The organism is Lysinibacillus composti, from assembly GCF_016908465.1.
Lineage (GTDB): Bacteria > Bacillota > Bacilli > Bacillales_A > Planococcaceae > Ureibacillus > Ureibacillus composti_A.
On record NZ_JAFBDY010000001.1, the window covers coordinates 758,309 to 775,379 of the forward strand.

A 17,071-nucleotide genomic window follows, 5' to 3' on the forward strand; every position below is an offset into this window, starting at 1 on the left:
AATGGTTTGAAACTACTAAAAGAAGAAACCTAATAATCTTATGTTCTAGAGGAATAATATTTTGCAAAGAAAACACTTTGGAAGCAGGGCAAAGTGTTTTCAAAAAAAAAGAAGGGAATAAGATCCCTTCTTAAGTATCAATTCAATCCACCAACTCAACCTCTAACCATTTTCGCACACTATTAATAAACCAAATCTTCGAAGCATTCTTTAAGTCTTGAACAGTTAATCGCTTTTCTTGAATTATGTTTTCGCGCAGAAGAGATTCACGAAATGTCCCAGCAAGTAAACCGCTCCATATTGGTGGGGTGCAATATACTCCATCAATTTCCAAAACTATATTCCCATTTGTAAATTCGGTTAATTCACCATCTTTGTTCCATAAAAGTATATCGTAAGCATCAGGGAACTTTTGTTGATAATTCGAATAAACTGAGCGGTTTGTTGTTTTATGGTATAAAAACGGATTGTTTTGATCGATTGGTTCGTCGGCAAGTACTACCTTCAAAGGAATTTTCGGCTGTGTGATTGTTTGACCTTCGATTGTTAGACTTCCATGTTTCTCAACTAAAAGACGAATTTTGAAGTCTCCTACACTATTTTCAGTTGCAAACTGAAGCAAATGGCTACGGACAGCATCTACATCTAATTCAAACCTAAAGTATTCTGCAGAATTTCGAAGCCGATTTAAATGTTCCTCAAGCAAGAAGATTTCACCATCCTTCAACAATAAGCTTTCAAGCAGTTGAAATACAGGTCGTTCTACTTCTAATAATTTTGCTTTTGCTAGGATTTCATCGTATTCATCTTCTGTTGTGGAGTCCCATGTGATACCTCCACCAACACCATAAGTTGCAATACTAGTTTTTTGGTCAACGACAACCGTTCGAATAGGTACATTAAAAATTGCTTCGTGGTTCGGCGTGATGTAACCAATCGCCCCACAATACACATCACGTGGAGTGGATTCCAATTCAGCAATTTTTTCCATTGTGCTAATTTTCGGTGCACCCGTAATGGAACCACAAGGGAAGAGTGCTTTAAAAATATCAACTAGTTGTGTATTTGGTTCAATCGTCGCAGTGATGGTTGATGTCATTTGATGAACTGTCGGATAAGGCTCAATGTTAAAAAGCTTTGGGACTTCAACAGAATGTGGTGTTGCAATCATACTCAAGTCATTGCGAAGTAAATCGACAATCATCAAATTTTCTGCACGATTTTTCTCCGATTGAAAGAGCCATTCTGCATTTTGACGATCCTCCAAGAGGGTCTTGCCTCGCGAAATAGTACCTTTCATAGGGCGCGTGGTGATCTGCTGTTCTTCCAAATGGAAAAATAGCTCAGGAGAGGCCGATAAAATACAGTGTTCGCCCGTATTGATATAGGCACAGTAGTTGGATGATTGGGCCCGTCTTAATTGATTAAAAAATGCTAGGTCGTCTCCTTGAAAGACTGAATTAAGTCGAATCGTATAGTTGGTTTGATAAGTAACACCGTCTTCAATCCCATGTTTAATAGACGAAATCGCATTTCGGTATTCATCCATTGAGACGGATGGTTTCCATTTCGAAAGTTGATAACTTCCACTACTTTCAAGTGCCTGTCTTTGAGGTTCAGCAAAAATGCCAAACCATACTAACGGCATTGTATGTCCATCTCTTACTTCAAATGCCGAATCAAAAGCAGGTGCACTTTCATACGATACAAACCCAGCTGCATAGTATCCTTCAGAAATCGCTTCTTGGACAAGTTGAAAGCATGGCAGTACTTCTTCTAGTGTAACAGCAGTGATTACTTTCAACGGATTACGAAATGTAAGGGGATGAATTTGTCCGTTCGATTGTGCAAATTCAAAGGATAATAGAGGTTCATTACTATTTTTCATTATTTATCTTTCCTTTACTATCGTGTTTTGAAAGAAATTGCGCATCATTTGAAGACCATTTTCCGTCATGATGGATTCAGGGTGGAATTGCACGCCTTCCACAGGATAATCACTGTGACGAAGCGCCATAATTTCTCCATCTTCAGTTCTAGCAGTTACGACTAAACAACTTGGTAGCGTAGCTTCATCTACAACTAATGAATGATAGCGCGTTACTTTTAGTGGGGAAGGGAGGCCATCAAACACTGAACGCTTGTCGTGTGTAATCATGGAAGTCTTCCCGTGCATGGGCTGTTTTGCTTTTTTGACAATGCCCCCAAAGGCTTCAGCAATAATTTGCTGCCCAAGACAAACACCAAAGATTGGAATTTCTTGATAAAACCGCTCCACCAACTTTAAGCAAATGCCAGCAGTAGAAGGGTTTCCAGGCCCTGGTGAAAGGACTATGTAATCTGGATTGATCTCCGAAATTTGTTCTAATGTGATTTGGTCGTTTCGGAAGACAACTAACTCTTCACCGATGTTTCGAATATACTGAACTAAGTTATATGTAAATGAGTCATAGTTGTCTATTAATAGTATCAATTAATGTCGAACTCCTTTTTGAAATAGTAGATAGTGAACAAAATTCTATTATAAATCATTTTTTCTTTGTGAAGTATAATTAGTTCTATTAAAAGAGGAATAATTTGAGTTCCTATTTAATAGAATACAATATAATTTCTTTAATAGTTACCCTCGTTTTAGAGGCCAACTTATTTTAGTTGGCCTCTCTTTTTCGATTTAAAAGGAAATAAAAAAAAGAAAACCGAATAGAATCAGTTTTCCTCCATTTTATTACCCTTGCTATGATCTTCATGGTTTGCCTCTGTCGCATAAGCTACAAGTGACACACCAAGCGACTTTTCCACATCTTTAACAATCGTTAATTGTTCCTCTGTAAGATTTGCTACATTCCAATTTTCCATCATATGCGCTCACCCTTATCATTTTCAAATACTCTTTTATTATGGGGAGTCAGCGAAAAACTATACACCATAAAAATATTTGACTAGAAGGTGACGAATTTTGTTAGCAAAGTTCCAATAATCCCCAGCTCAACTCATTAGGTCTGCTCTTTATCATGAGAATTTTATAGTGCTTTATATGCAGGACCCTTGGTATATTTTTTCCTTCATTTGGAAATGGTAAAATTAATGGGAAAATAAGGTTATCTACCCATCTTATATAAGTGAGGTGCAAGTGAATGAGTTATCCTTTCATCATCGCGATCTACTTACTATTCTTAAGCTTATTTGTTGGTGTTGCCTATTTTTGGGGGAAGAAGCGTTCTAATCGATTGTTAACATTTATACCTATCCTTGTTTTTGGCTCTAATATGTTCCTTTTTTATATCAAACATTTGATCGACCCGAACCAAACAAATGGGCTATATGATTTGATCGCAGCAATCATTTTTACAATTGTTTTTATCATCGCATTGTTTGAAGTAGTGACCCATGACATTGTGGAGAATGGCCGACAAATTGTACAGGACACAGTACAATTCGGTAGAGTTCTGAAATCCTATAGAGAAAACCAATTATTCAATTTCTATTGGGCAGTAAATGAAATTAAAAAAAGAAAGCAACAGTTGTTCGCTAGCATTTCATCATTTAAACATCAACCTAAAGAAGTCATGCAGAAAATAAAAGAACAATGAAATGTGGGGAGCGTCAATTTTAAATTGGCGACTCTTTTTTTATTGAAAAAAATAGAATCAACACGATTTTTGTCGAATTAATTAAAGTGATAAAAGAGAATAAAAAAACGTTGACATAGAATATTTTGCGTTATAAGATTATTCTGACAAAAGGAAGTAAGCGTTTCCTATTTTTCAAAAAATTAGAAACGGCGTTTTATAATGTAAAACAACTTCGGTATATATTTATGTGCAGAAGTAATACAAGATTAATAGTGAAAACGGTGTTTTATATAATAAAACGGCTAAGCGCTATTTTGTTGATCATATTATTTATTGAAAATTTATTTAAAAACGCCGTTTTATATTATAAAAAAAACAATCCTTTAATCTGATCATTATGGGCGCATTGATATTTATATTGAAAATGGCGTTTTATAATGTAAAACGAAATGAGGTCATTTGATATGCCAATTATTCAATCAGTTGCAAGATCTTTAGAAATACTAGAATTATTTGATGAACATACTCGTGAGTTATCCATTAAAGAGATTAGTAACAAGCTAGATCTTCATAAAAGTACTGTTCATTCCTTATTAAAAACTTTAATGCATTACGGGTATGTGAAACAAAATGCTGCGACAAGTGATTATCTACTTGGTTGGAAGTTGTATGAACGTGGAAACTTAGTAGTTAGTCAACTAGATTTACGTTCCATTGCACGGGTACATCTTGAAGAGTTAAACGAGCAAACAAATAAAACCGTTCACTTAGTGCAATTAATCGGTGAAGATGCAGTGTATATTGACAAAATTAATGGAACAGGTAGCTTAGTCGTTCATTCACGAATTGGGAAACGCGTTCAATTGCATTCATCCGCAGTAGGAAAAGTACTAGCTGCACATTTAGATTCAAAGGATTTTGCAAAAATCTTTAATGGCTATGAATTTGTCAAAAGAACGCCGAATTCCATCGAATCTATGGAAGAATTTTTGGAAGAAATAAAAAGAGTACGTACAGAACAATTTGCTATTGATAATGAAGAAAATGAAGAAGGGATTATCTGCTTTGCGTTACCAATTCGGGATTATTCCAAAAAGGTCATTGCAGCAGTTAGTATATCCACACCTAAAGCCATTTTTACAGAAGAAATTGCAGAAAGAAATAAACATTATTTACGCATTTGCGTCAATCACATTTCTAAAGAATTGGGATATATGGAAAGCTCAAATACAGAAAGGGGTTTAGCTTAAATGGTAGTTTTTCAGAATTATATTAATGGGGAATGGCTATCTAGCAAAAGTGGAGAGCTGATTGATAGTATTAGTCCAGCTAATCGCTTTGAAGTTGTGGGACAAATTCAAGCATCTACAATTGATGAGGTAGAAATTGCAGTACAAGCAGCAACTGAAGCAAAAAAGGCTTGGCGAAAGCTAGGACAATATCAAAGAGGTCAATATCTTTATAGAGTAGCAGAGATTTTAGAAGAAAACCTTCAAGATATTGCAGAGACATTGACTAGAGAAATGGGAAAAACGTTACCTGAAGCAATTGGTGAAACTAGTCGTGGTATTGCGATTTTAAGATATTACGCGGCGGAAGGTATGCGTAAAGATGGCGATGTGATTCCATCATCTGAAAAAGATGCGCTTATGTTTACAAAAAGAACACCTCTTGGAGTGGTAGGGATAATCACACCATGGAATTTCCCAGTTGCAATTCCAATTTGGAAAATTGCTCCTGCTTTAGTTTACGGAAATGCAGTCGTATTCAAGCCAGCATCAGAAAGTGCGGTAACAGCTGCTAAAATCGTAGAATGCTTCAACAGAGCGGGACTACCTAAAGGGGTTTTAAACTTCATCACAGGGAAAGGGTCTACTGTGGGTGATGCCCTAATAAATAATAAACACTTAAACGGAATTACGTTTACTGGTTCTGAACAAACAGGGAAATTAGTCGCAGAAGCAGCAAGTAGAAATAATGTGAAATACCAACTAGAAATGGGCGGTAAAAATCCAGTAATCGTCTTAAATGATGCGGATATTGAAAGCGCTGTCGCTGGTGTGTTAAGTGGCGCATTCAAATCAACAGGTCAAAAATGCACAGCTTCCAGTCGAGTGATTTTAGAAGCAGGTATTTACGACAAGTTTAAAGAGCACCTTTTAAGTGAATCTGCCAAAATCACGATTGATAACGGGCTAGAAACAACAACTTGGATGGGGCCTTGTGCGAGCGAGAGTCAGTTAAACACAGTATTAGAGTACATTGAAATTGGGAAACAAGAAGGGGCAAGCCTAATTTTCGGTGGTAACCGACTTGAGCAAGGGGAACTTGCGAATGGGTTCTATGTTGAGCCAACTATTTTTGAAGATGTGGCACCATCAATGCGTATAGCACGCGAAGAAATCTTTGGACCTGTGATCGCGTTAATAAAAGTCGATTCTTTAGAAGAGGCGATTTCAGTTGCAAACGACTCTGACTATGGCTTAAGCGCATCTCTATATACAACAAATATTGGCGCAGCGTTAGAGTTTATAGACGATGTGGAAGCTGGTTTAGTTCGTGTCAATGCAGAAAGTGCAGGTGTTGAGCTACAAGCGCCGTTTGGTGGCATGAAGTCATCAAGTACTGGAACACGTGAGCAAGGAGAAGCTGCAAAAGAATTCTATACAGCGGTTAAAACGGTATTTATTAAGAGTAAATAATAGAAATAATTGCTAACTTTTCTTTATTCAGCAATGGGGGGAATTACTTGCTGTTCTAGATTATTAGTATTTATCATAGTTGGTCTGAATATTCGAAATGGGGGATGGAAATGGAAAAGTCACGTAATTTGTTAGAAAAATTGGGGTATCCGGCAGTAGAAGTAAGAGATTTACCAACGTCAACAAAGCGTTTTCCAGATGGTGCACAATATCGAATTGAATTACCTAGTGTGGAGGGACCAGTAGCGTTAAAAGAATTACTAAAAGCAGTAGATGAATATGGCCTTACGATTCATCGTGTTTCTCAAGGCAGTGGAATTATGCTACAAACGGATGAAGAAATTCAAGAAATGTGCCGTTTAACAGCTGAACGTGGTATGGAGTTAAGTCTTTTCGTAGGACCTCGTGGAACATGGGATATTAGTGCTGCTCCATTAACATCTGCTGGTAAATCACAAGCACTTCGTCATGAAGGTGTCGATCAACTAGTTTATGCAATGGAAGATTTAATTCGCGGTGCAAATCTTGGATTACGTGGAGCTTTAGTAGCGGATGAAGGCTTATTACTATTGACGAAACATATGAAAGAAGAAGGCTTATTACCGCAAGATTTTGTTGTGAAAGTTTCTGTGCAAATGGGTGCTTGTAATCCTGTATCTGTAAAACTGATGGAAGACATTGGTGCAGATACGTACAACGTGCCTTCAAGTTTGACATTGTCAAAATTAGCTGCTATTCGTCAGGCTACAGATGTACCGATCGATATTTATATTGAAGTACCAGACAATTTTGGTGGATTCTTACGTTATTACGAAATTCCAGAAATTATTCGTGTTTTATCCCCTGTTTATATTAAATTTGGCCTGCGAAATCATCCAGACGTTTATCCATCAGGTAAACAATGGGAAGCGACAAATATCTCATTAGTTCGTGAGCGAGTAAGACGTGCTGCTATTGGTGTAGATATGATTAAACGATATTGTCCAGAAGCAGTCACTTCAGAATTAGGTGCAGAAGGATTAGGTGTGCCTGTTGTACCTGCAAAAGTAAATTCATAGTTTTTCTCATAATAACGGGCACTAAACTCCTACCTCGAGTCTTAAATAACAAAGAAGTATAGGTAAGAGATTAGTGCCCGAAAAATTATCAGTTTGTTGAAAGCGTTCGCAAAAAGGGGTAGATTTTTCAATTTCATATAAGGGGAGATATGATGAAAATCAAAGATACAATCGATCGGATTCCAGGGGGATTAATGATTGTACCACTGTTTTTAGGGGCTTTAATCAACACGATTGACCAATTACACTTACCATTTTTGATGGATTTCTTAAAATCAATAGGGGTTTCACCAACAGCAGATGGGCATTATGAGTTTTTAAGAATTGGTGGTTTTACAGAGGCATTATTTAAAAATGGTGCCAATACACTATGTGCCTTGTTCTTATTCTGTGCAGGTAGTCAAATGAACCTTCGCGTTGGGGGAGTGGCTCTAAAAAAAGGTGTAATTTTAACAACATCAAAATACGCAGCAGGTGTAGCGGTTGGATTCTTATGGGGTGTTTTATCAGATCCAGTCAGTGGATTCCTTGGATTGTCCACGCTTGCAATCATTGCAGCGATGACAAATGGTAATGGTGGAATGTTCGCCGCTTTAACTGGACAGTACGGTAACCGATCAGATGTTGGAGCAACAGCAGTTCTTTCACTTAATGATGGACCATTCTTCACATTAATGGCATTAGGGATGATGGGTGCACAGTTTCCAATTATTGCGTTCGTAGCAGTACTTTTACCAATTGCAATTGGTATGCTGTTAGGTAATCTTGATCCAAAAATTCGAGACTTTTTAGCTCCCGCTGAAAACATTGTCATTCCATTTTTTGCATTTGCATTAGGTGCCAATATGAATTTAAAGAACTTCTTTAACTCAGAAGTGGTAGTCGCAGGTATTGTACTGGCTCTTATGACAGTATTAATCTCTGGTGGATTCATGGTACTAGCATTTAAGATTTTCAGACAAAAAAGTTTTATTGCACCATGGGCAGAGGCATCAACAGCTGGAAATGCAGTAGCAACTCCTGCAGCCATTGCAGCAGCAGCAACTGTAGCAGCAGGTACAGGATTAATGACCGCTGCAGAGGCACAAGTGTATCAAGACATTGCCGCAGTAGCGACAGCGCAAATTTCAGTTGCTACGATTTCAACGGCTCTACTAGTACCGATTGCCGTAATTTTATGTGATAAATATCAACGTAAAAGAGGCATCGTTGGTACGTTAGAAGATGATGAATTACGCAAATCGTTGGAAAATAATAAGGATGTAGCAGTACCAGAAAATGGATTAGGGGGCATTCAGGGTGAGTAAAACATTTAAAGGATATGTAAGAAGTGATTCAACTGTAGGTACACGTAATTATATTGGCGTAGTTTCAACGGTTGTGTGTTCAAGTGTAGTAACGAGAGATATTGCAAAAACAATCCCTGAAGGAATTCCGGTAGTCCATGCAAATGGCTGTGCTCAATTAGGTGATGACTTTAAGTTAACGAAAAATACGCTAAAAGGTGTTGTGGCTAATCCCAATCTTTATGCATCTCTATTAGTCGGTTTAGGCTGTGAGACAAACCAAGTCTCCATTCTTTTAGATGAAACAGTTGAATCAAAGCCAAAAGAAGGATTTAGTATCCAACAAATGGCCGGTGGGACAAACACATTAAATGAAGGTTCAAAAATAGTGAAAGAGTGGTCAAGTTCGATTCAACATCTTGAACGTACTGAAATCCCTATTAAACATTTGAAAGTTGGAATTCTCCCAATTGATTTAACGATCGAAGACTATCAATCTGTTACGAACAAAATATCTTCTGTGATCCAACAGCTTATCGAGCAAGATGCAACGGTTGTACTAGGGATGACGGATAAGATGGAAAAAGTATTAGACCAAATCCAAAACCAAGCTGCAAATTCAAATGTAAAAGAGCAAATGATTTCACTATGTACAAACGATACAAGACACACATGGGATAAAATGAATCCAAAAGAAAGTGAGTTTTTACAATATAACGCGTCTGATTTGGCATTAGGGGAAGCGGAACTTGCATTTATTAAAGGCACTCAAGTTCAGTCTATCCTTAAATACGCGGAAATCCCTGAAGAAAGCGGTCTTCATTTAGCAGTCATGCCAAACAATGTGATTGAAGGTGCATCAAACCTTGTGGCAAGTGGATGTAATTTAATCATCTTCTTAACGAACCGTCCTGTTTTCACTGGTACGATTGCGGTGCCGTGTATGACAGTTGGAATTGAGCAAAATGAAGGTCTTAATTCAGATATGATTGACTACGTGATTTCTTCTGCTACAACTCCTGATGAGGTTGTGAACGAATTTACGGACATTGCTTCAGGCAAATTAACAAAACTAGAAACATATAAGCTAGAAGAATTTGCGATTTCACATATAGGTACAACATTCTAATTGAAGGTTGGAAAGGGGAGAACAGTAGTTGAAAGTGAATAATGCCATAAAATTACATCCATCTGATAACGTGGTGGTTGCGTTAACGACGTTAGATCCAGGTGAACAAATTGTCATTGAAGAAATTGGTTTGCTTCAAGAAGTAACAGAAAAAATTCCATATGGTCATAAAGTATGTGTTGAAGTAATTCGTCAAGATGAAAAAATATTAAAATATGGCGAATGCATGGGGATTGCGACAAATGATATTCAAGTAGGCCAGCATGTCCATGTTCATAATGTTCGAGGGTTGAAAGAATCAGAACGCGTCGTGTCTGTTGCAGACTACGCTTAGGGGGAACTTGGATCATGAAGACATTTAAAGGGTATAAACGTGCAAATGGTACTTTTGGAGTTCGTAATCATGTTATTGTTATCAATACTGTGGGCGAGCTTGCAGGCGTTGCAAATAAATTAGCTGATTTAGTTCCTGGTGTTGTCCCTGTTATTCAGCAAGGTGGTACGTCTCAATTTCCAGAAGACGCGATGCAAACAATTCGTACAATTAAAGGGACAGTAGGACATCCAAATGTTTATGCAGCATTAATTTTAGGAATGGGCGAAGATGATTTTGCAGAACAAATTGCCGAGGAACTACGCGAGGAACAATGCAAGGTGGAAGCAATCGTCATCAATAAAAATACGTCTATTGATAAAATATTTACAGATGGTAAAGCTTGGTTAAATCAAAGCTATGAAGATAGTCTAAAAGTAGAGCGTGTAGACGTTCCAATTACAGAGTTAACGATTGGATTAGAATGCGGTGGGTCGGATGCGTGGTCAGGAATTACAGCCAATCCAGCAATCGGTGTTTGTTCAGACTTGATTGTGGATGATGGAGCGACAAGTATTCTAGCTGAAACAACTGAAGCAATTGGTGCCGAACATATTTTAGCTCGTCGTGCAGTGAACGAACAAGTAGCGAAAGATTTTCTAACGATCGTAAAAAACTACGAGAATCGTATTTTAGATACGGGTGAAGATATTCGTTCCGCGAATCCTACACCAGGAAATATGGCAGGTGGCCTAACAACATTAGAAGAAAAATCTTTAGGTTGTATTAAAAAAGGCGGATACGCTCCTTTACAGCAGGTATTAAAATATGCTGAAAAACCTGATACAAAAGGGTTTGTCTTTATGGATACACCGGGCTACGATGTTGAATCAGTGGCAGGACTAGCAGCTGGAGGGTCCCAAATCGTCCTCTTCTCTACTGGAAAAGGGTCACCAACTGGTTCTCCAATCGTACCAGTGATTAAAGTAGGAACAAATCCAAAACTTTACGAGATTATGTCAGAGCATATTGACGTGAATGCAGGGACAATTGTTGAAGGTAAGAAAACATTACAAGACGTTGGTGAAGAAATTTATAACCTAGTAATGGAAGTAGCAGACGGTGAAAAAACAAAGGCCGAACAGCACCGAAATCAAGAATTTGCCATCTGGCGTTTAGCTCAGAGTATTTAACTATAAAGAAGAGGCTGGGACATAAGTAGAATTATTAAGGACAGCCACTATTATCTTTAGTAAGATATTGATACTTTATAGTTTTTGAGAGCAATAAGTGTTAGCCATTCTCCGAAAAACCGCGGTCTACCACTGTAAGCCGCGCAAAGTTTCCGGAAAGTTTAGAAGGACAAATTTTATGTGAGCGGACCTTGCACAAAGCCAGGGGCAAAAACGCCACGTCCGCATGTCTAGCCCCCATGACCAAGCACGCGCGGCCTCAAAGACAAGTCGTAAAGACACGTACCACGTGGCTTTGCGGCTTGTGTGCTTAGTCCGCTCTCACCGGATATTTAATAGGATTCATTAATAGAATTAACAGAAGTTTTTTGGATCTGTCGCAGCCTCTTCTTTTAATTAACCTACAAAGCTATGAGGATACATATTTGCGTAAAATCAGTAATAGATTATTTATTAGAACTAATCTATAGTTAATAGCTTAAGTCTCTATTTAATCAAAGATTACTTCAAAAGTTACTTAGCTATAAATAGTTGCCGTAAACTATAATACTCATAGATTTTTTAGGGGGAATATGAAATGGTAAGCCATATCGTGTTATTTCAATTCGGAGAGTCAACTACAGAAGAACAAAAGTCCGAACTTATTGGTAAATTAAAATCACTACAGGAGGAAATCCCTGGCATTGACAATTTGAAAGTTGGGAAGGATTTTACGAATCGTTCTAAAGGTTATGATATTGGACTTTTCGTTGACTTTTCAAACGTAGAATCTTTTGAGCAATACGGCCCACACCCAAAACACCAAGAGGTTGTAGCCTATCTTCAGGAGATCGGCGTAAAAGATGTTATTGTTAATGATTTTCAAAGTTAACACTCACACTCATAAAAAACCTACTTTCTAATTGCAGAAAGTAGGTTTTTTTCGGAATCAAAAATAGGAATACTTTGCTATCATAATCTTCTTGAATTGATGGTTAAATATCTTGTAAATATTGGCATAATATTATAAGTGTGTTCAAGCATTAGAATCGTAATAGATAGGGTGAATTTCGTGAGTTTACAAAAATGGTTAAGAATTGTCCTTCCAGAAATACAGTTAATTGACTTTATTAATAAAGAAGGTTTTCGTGGAAATAAACAAAAAAACGTCATGCAAGCACGTAAAACTGTAACAGGGGGAAGTATACCAAACAGCCCATTACATAGCCCTACCGCTAGTAGTATTCCGCAGTCTAGTAGTGCAGTAAATGAAGTGGTGAAAGATGCAAGACTTGGAATTAAGTCAATGGCCTTGAACAAATCGAATGAAGAACTTGATCAACTATTTTACGAAATTGAACAAGTGTTAAATCAACAAATATTGGGTCAAAGTCGATATATTGAAGATTTATTAACAAGTTTCAAAAAAGCATTTTTAGCTCGAAACAAAGGTGCCGTTCAAAATAAAATTTTGCTTTGTGGACCTTCAGGAACTGGAAAAAGTCGAAGTATCCATAAGCTTGTTTATGAATTATATAATAAAAAATTAATCCCATATAAAAGTGTTTCTACAATTGACTTAAGTCAATATGGTGAAAAGGATATACATACGAATTTTATCGTAGATTGTTCAGCATTATTTAGTTATGGAATTGGTACAGTATGTTTCACAGGATTTGAAAGAGCAAATTCCGAAGTTCTAAATTATGTAGGAAAGCTATTCAAAGATGGTTATTTTCGAACTCCGGAAGGGATTGTCGTTAGTGCATCAGATTACTTCTTAGTTTTATATCTTGATTCTGAAGTAAAAGAGAAAAATATAGGCAGGCAAATTCCTATATCCATTGCCAATAAACTCCCTACAAACTTAATGCGTGAAATTCAGTCATTTGCCTATACAGAGCCTCTCACAGCTGAAGTGCTTGCTAAAATTTTGCAGGAAAAACTATACCAATCAGCATCAAACTTACAAGCAAAAGCTCAATTAACGATTCATTTCGATGAAGAAGTTTTTCCAAACTTGGCCAATCGAATTTTATCCACAAAGAAATATGGAGAAGCCGTGGAGGAATTTGTTGAAGACCACTTTACATCAGTTCTTATAGAAGCAAGGGCAAGAGGACAAGTAAATGCAAATAGTGAGATTACAATTATGATGAAAGATGATGATTTTGTTGCCACTACAGGAACCAATACCATCTTACTCAAAACAATCCCAATGATTAAACAAGAATCTCTAGACGATGTATTAGCGGAACTCAATGAATTGATCGGCTTAGATAGTGTGAAATCATTTATTCATGAGCTAATGCAAACAGTTAAACTACAAAAACAAAGAGAAGAGTATGGTGGAAAAGTAACCCCAATGGCATTGCACATGGTTTATACAGGAAATCCTGGCACAGGGAAAACGACTGTCGCAAGACTGATTTCACGAGTGTTAAAAGCGATGGGGTTACTGTCTCATGGACAACTGATCGAAGTAGCTAGACAAGATCTTGTGGGAGAATATGTTGGGTCTACTGCTGTGAAAACAAATGCAGTCATCGAAAGTGCAATAGGAGGAGTTTTATTTGTAGATGAAGCATATACCCTTGCACGAGAAAAACATGACAGTTTTGGGTTAGAAGCCATTGATACGTTGGTAAAAGGTATGGAAGATCATCGAGATAATGTAGTCGTCATTTTAGCTGGATATACAGGAGAAATGGAAACGTTCCTTGGGTCAAATCCAGGATTACGCTCTAGATTTCCATTTATTATAGAATTCCCTGATTATACACCACAGAATATGTTAGAGATCATGCTATTAACTGCAAAACAACGTGATTATCAAATTGATCCTACCGCTCATGAGGGGTTAATAGAGTTATTTGATCAAAAACAAATTCCAGGGCGCAATGATAGCGGAAATGGTCGTCTAGTTCGAAATTTATTTGAAGAAGCGGTACGTAAGCAATCTGTGCGAATTAGTGAAGATTCAGCTAATAACAGCAACGTAAAATTAAATGAACTGATTGCAAGTGATTTTGGAATTGGAATCAAGAAAGCATTTAATCTAGAGGCTGAATTTGAACATATCATTGGCTTGGATAATGTAAAGAACTTTATACGTACACTTGAAAAACAAATTTTAGCGAATAAGCGTCGTAAAGAAGCAGGAATTGAAACGACAACGGGGCAGACGCTCAATATTATTTTCTCAGGGAATCCAGGAACAGGAAAAACAACATTTGCCCGTACACTGGCTTCTATGTTGAAAGAAATGGAAATTTTAAAACGTGGCCATCTTATAGAAGTAGATCGCTCTCATTTAGTTGCAGAATATGTGGGACAAACGGCGATCAAAACAACCGAAGTTGTACAAAGCGCACTTGGCGGTGTGTTATTTATTGATGAAGCCTATTCCCTTGTTGAAGAAGGTACGGTAGGTGGTGGCTTCGGGAAAGAAGCGATCGATACATTAGTTCGACTCATAGAAAATCATCGTGAAAATCTTGTTGTGATTCTCGCTGGCTATACAGATGAAATGGAAAAGTTCTTAAAATCGAATCCAGGTTTGTCATCTCGATTCCCTTTAAAAATAGAATTCCCAGATTATACTTCAGAACAGCTAGCTCAAATGACAGAAGTAATTGCAAAATCAAAAGGTTTTGTCATCGCAGAGGATGTTACGACAGCACTCGTTAAATATTATGATAAAAAACAAATTCCAGGTAAAAATGACAGTGGAAATGGTCGTCTTGTTAGAAATACATTAGAAGAAGCAATTCGAAAGCAATCTATTCGAATTGTTGAAAATCCAGATTTAGACGTGGAAGAGCTCACTCGATTAAGATTAGAAGATTTCAACATAACAGCAGTAGAGAAAAAAGAAATCGCACTTAAAGAATTAGAACAAGTTATTGGAATGAGTGAAGTGAAAAAGTTTGTCCGTTCACTTTCCGCACAAATTGAGGTCGCGAAAAAACGGAAGGAGCTTGGTTTACCTTCAGCAGGAGCACAAACTCTCCATATGGTTTTCAAAGGAAATCCAGGAACAGGTAAAACGATGATCGCGCGGATTATTGCGAAACGATTTAAAGAACTAGGTGTCATAAAAACAGATACATTAGTGGAAACGGACCGCTCTGGATTAGTAGCTGGTTACGTTGGGCAGACCGCACTTAAAACGAGAGAAGTTTTGGATTCTGCACTAGGTGGCGTGTTATTTATCGATGAAGCGTATGCGTTACTCGGCAGCGGAAATGACTTTGGACAAGAAGCCATTGATACTATAGTTAAATTTATGGACGACCATCGTGACAATATTATTGTGATTTTAGCAGGGTACGATGAAGATATGGAAAGATTCATTGATTCGAATGCGGGGTTACGTTCTCGCTTCCCAACGATTATTGAATTCCCTGACTATACTGCAAAAGAGCTCTTACAAATTAGCAAGCTGATCTTTAAATCAAAGGGCTATGAAATTTCAGAAAAGACGGAGCAAGCATTGTTAGACGTATTTCATATTGAATTACAAAAGGAAAATGCAGGGAATGGTCGTTTTGCAAGAAATCTATGTGAGATGGCAATACGTAATCATGCACTTCGAGTTAGTGTTATCGAAGTTCCAACAGTTAAGGAACTTGTAACCATTATGCCAGAAGATATTATGGGAGTTGAATAAAAATGGGAAAGTTTTTTGCCATACTAGGAGCCATAGCTTTTTATCTATTTTATCCATTGTTATTATTGGTGATAGTATTTGGACCCATCATGGAGTTCTCTATCCTACTTGATATTTATCAGTTAGGTGCGCCAAGAGCTGGAATGACATTAGGCGTATTAGCATTTTTAGGATTTCTATTATTTTTATCCTATAAAATTCCAAGACTGGGCTGGCTATATCGAAAATTACCAGTATTTATGCCTTTTTTACAAATGTGTTTCATCACATTAATTGGAATAGAACTTGGGATATTTTTCGCCAATATGTGGGCAGACAAGCAACTTTTCAGTAAAGGTGTGGCCATCCTTTTAACAATCATTAGCATTGTAGTGGTGCGGCTGTATTTATCATACTGGTATTATAAATACCCAATCAGCTACAAAGTTCATAAATTATAAGGGGACTCATGATGAAAAATCGAAAGAAAAACCAAGTTGGCCATGATCAATGGGATGTAGAAAAACAAGACGAACATTCAAATATAGAACCCGAACAAGAAGAAAAAGAGATAATTCGACATCAAACAAAAATGAAAAAATCTCTTTGGTTAGGCGTATTATCTTTAATTGGATTATCAATTATTGCTGGGTTTTATACAACGGGGTACTTGGACGAAGGAAGCGCAGAAGAAGTCGTATTTAACCGAATTAGTGAAGCAACTGTCGCAGGCGAACAATTATTTGAAGATGAAACAAATGCAGAGATTGAAGCAAGAGATTTCGAAGTAACAGGTGCAGGTACAGATGGCGGAGAAGCAAGAATGCTAATTTGGGACTTCAACATGGAGGACTTAGATGAAGTATCCATCATTGTTGATGGCACAGTTGTAAGGGAAAAGCATATTATCACGAACGATGCCTATGCGATCAGTGTTCCAGTTCCAAGTGTTGTAACCATTACTGGAGTAACTGACCATGGTGCAGGCATATCCTATGCTGTTAAATTCCCCAACAATCAACAAACCTACTTTAACGTCGTGGCACCAGGACAGTCGAATATTTATACAGTTCTACCACGACCCTAGTTTTCAGGTTCTATGTCAAATGTTGGGGTGAAGTGATATTACACGGCACCCCGATTATCCTAAATGAATCCCAATTTTCTTAGATAAATTATTTAATAAAA

The 17,071-nt window shown here is 37.3% G+C and carries 15 protein-coding genes; 12 read left to right on the forward strand and 3 right to left on the reverse strand.

Features of this window, described 5'->3' with window-relative positions:
- Positions 1-142: 142 nt before the first annotated feature.
- From pabB to JOD29_RS03750, 3 genes are all read right to left on the reverse strand, one after another.
- Positions 143-1,888 (reverse strand): aminodeoxychorismate synthase component I, encoded by a 1,746-nt coding sequence (gene pabB / locus JOD29_RS03740; RefSeq protein WP_124766536.1) that lies wholly within the window; start codon positions 1,886-1,888, stop codon positions 143-145.
- A 3-nt stretch (positions 1,889-1,891) separates the two neighbouring features.
- Positions 1,892-2,473: an anthranilate synthase component II gene (locus tag JOD29_RS03745; protein ID WP_124766535.1), complete on the reverse strand. Its 582-nt coding sequence runs from the start codon at positions 2,471-2,473 to the stop codon at positions 1,892-1,894.
- Positions 2,474-2,706: 233 nt separating this feature from the next.
- Positions 2,707-2,859, reverse strand: a complete 153-nt coding sequence (locus JOD29_RS03750; protein ID WP_158610594.1) for a hypothetical protein — start codon at positions 2,857-2,859, stop codon at positions 2,707-2,709.
- A 275-nt stretch (positions 2,860-3,134) separates the two neighbouring features.
- On the opposite strand from JOD29_RS03750, the gene JOD29_RS03755 reads away from it, so the two are divergent.
- From JOD29_RS03755 to JOD29_RS03810, 12 genes are all read left to right on the forward strand, one after another.
- Complete coding sequence (locus JOD29_RS03755; RefSeq protein WP_124766534.1) at positions 3,135-3,590, forward strand: hypothetical protein; 456 nt, start codon at positions 3,135-3,137, stop codon at positions 3,588-3,590.
- A gap of 446 nt (positions 3,591-4,036) precedes the next feature.
- Positions 4,037-4,822, forward strand: a complete 786-nt coding sequence (locus JOD29_RS03760) for an IclR family transcriptional regulator (protein ID WP_124766533.1) — start codon at positions 4,037-4,039, stop codon at positions 4,820-4,822.
- Entirely contained in the window at positions 4,823-6,274 is a 1,452-nt protein-coding gene (gene gucD, locus JOD29_RS03765) for an alpha-ketoglutaric semialdehyde dehydrogenase GucD (protein WP_124766532.1), read from the forward strand.
- Positions 6,275-6,384: 110 nt separating this feature from the next.
- Positions 6,385-7,332 (forward strand): U32 family peptidase, encoded by a 948-nt coding sequence (locus JOD29_RS03770; protein WP_192894256.1) that lies wholly within the window; start codon positions 6,385-6,387, stop codon positions 7,330-7,332.
- A gap of 152 nt (positions 7,333-7,484) precedes the next feature.
- A complete protein-coding gene (locus tag JOD29_RS03775) occupies positions 7,485-8,639 on the forward strand; it encodes a 2-keto-3-deoxygluconate permease (protein WP_124766530.1) in 1,155 nt (384 codons plus the stop codon).
- Positions 8,632-9,747, forward strand: coding sequence for a UxaA family hydrolase (locus tag JOD29_RS03780; protein ID WP_124766529.1), 1,116 nt, complete (start codon positions 8,632-8,634; stop codon positions 9,745-9,747). The genes JOD29_RS03775 and JOD29_RS03780 overlap by 8 nt, the downstream gene beginning before the upstream one ends.
- A 34-nt stretch (positions 9,748-9,781) precedes the next feature.
- Entirely contained in the window at positions 9,782-10,081 is a 300-nt protein-coding gene (locus tag JOD29_RS03785; RefSeq protein ID WP_240033641.1) for a UxaA family hydrolase, read from the forward strand.
- Positions 10,082-10,095: 14 nt separating this feature from the next.
- The gene (locus JOD29_RS03790) at positions 10,096-11,253 is read left to right on the forward strand and encodes a UxaA family hydrolase (protein ID WP_124766527.1); all 1,158 of its coding nucleotides are present in this window, start codon (positions 10,096-10,098) and stop codon (positions 11,251-11,253) included.
- A 577-nt stretch (positions 11,254-11,830) separates the two neighbouring features.
- Entirely contained in the window at positions 11,831-12,124 is a 294-nt protein-coding gene (locus JOD29_RS03795) for a Dabb family protein (RefSeq protein WP_124766526.1), read from the forward strand.
- Positions 12,125-12,304: 180 nt separating this feature from the next.
- Entirely contained in the window at positions 12,305-15,904 is a 3,600-nt protein-coding gene (locus tag JOD29_RS20705) for an AAA family ATPase (RefSeq protein WP_124766525.1), read from the forward strand.
- A gap of 89 nt (positions 15,905-15,993) precedes the next feature.
- The gene (locus JOD29_RS03805) at positions 15,994-16,344 is read left to right on the forward strand and encodes a hypothetical protein (protein WP_205101624.1); all 351 of its coding nucleotides are present in this window, start codon (positions 15,994-15,996) and stop codon (positions 16,342-16,344) included.
- Between the two features lie 11 nt (positions 16,345-16,355).
- Entirely contained in the window at positions 16,356-16,970 is a 615-nt protein-coding gene (locus JOD29_RS03810) for a hypothetical protein (RefSeq protein WP_124766523.1), read from the forward strand.
- The last annotated feature ends 101 nt before the right edge of the window (positions 16,971-17,071 follow it).

Coding starts and splice junctions, on each gene's coding strand:
- pabB (WP_124766536.1), bottom strand. CDS start 1,888: ATGAAAAATAGTAATGAACCTCTATTATCCTTTGAATTTGCACAATCG.
- JOD29_RS03750 (WP_158610594.1), bottom strand. CDS start 2,859: ATGATGGAAAATTGGAATGTAGCAAATCTTACAGAGGAACAATTAACG.
- JOD29_RS03755 (WP_124766534.1), top strand. CDS start 3,135: ATGAGTTATCCTTTCATCATCGCGATCTACTTACTATTCTTAAGCTTA.
- JOD29_RS03760 (WP_124766533.1), top strand. CDS start 4,037: ATGCCAATTATTCAATCAGTTGCAAGATCTTTAGAAATACTAGAATTA.
- gucD (WP_124766532.1), top strand. CDS start 4,823: ATGGTAGTTTTTCAGAATTATATTAATGGGGAATGGCTATCTAGCAAA.
- JOD29_RS03770 (WP_192894256.1), top strand. CDS start 6,385: ATGGAAAAGTCACGTAATTTGTTAGAAAAATTGGGGTATCCGGCAGTA.
- JOD29_RS03775 (WP_124766530.1), top strand. CDS start 7,485: ATGAAAATCAAAGATACAATCGATCGGATTCCAGGGGGATTAATGATT.
- JOD29_RS03790 (WP_124766527.1), top strand. CDS start 10,096: ATGAAGACATTTAAAGGGTATAAACGTGCAAATGGTACTTTTGGAGTT.
- JOD29_RS03795 (WP_124766526.1), top strand. CDS start 11,831: ATGGTAAGCCATATCGTGTTATTTCAATTCGGAGAGTCAACTACAGAA.
- JOD29_RS03805 (WP_205101624.1), top strand. CDS start 15,994: ATGGAGTTCTCTATCCTACTTGATATTTATCAGTTAGGTGCGCCAAGA.
- JOD29_RS03810 (WP_124766523.1), top strand. CDS start 16,356: ATGAAAAATCGAAAGAAAAACCAAGTTGGCCATGATCAATGGGATGTA.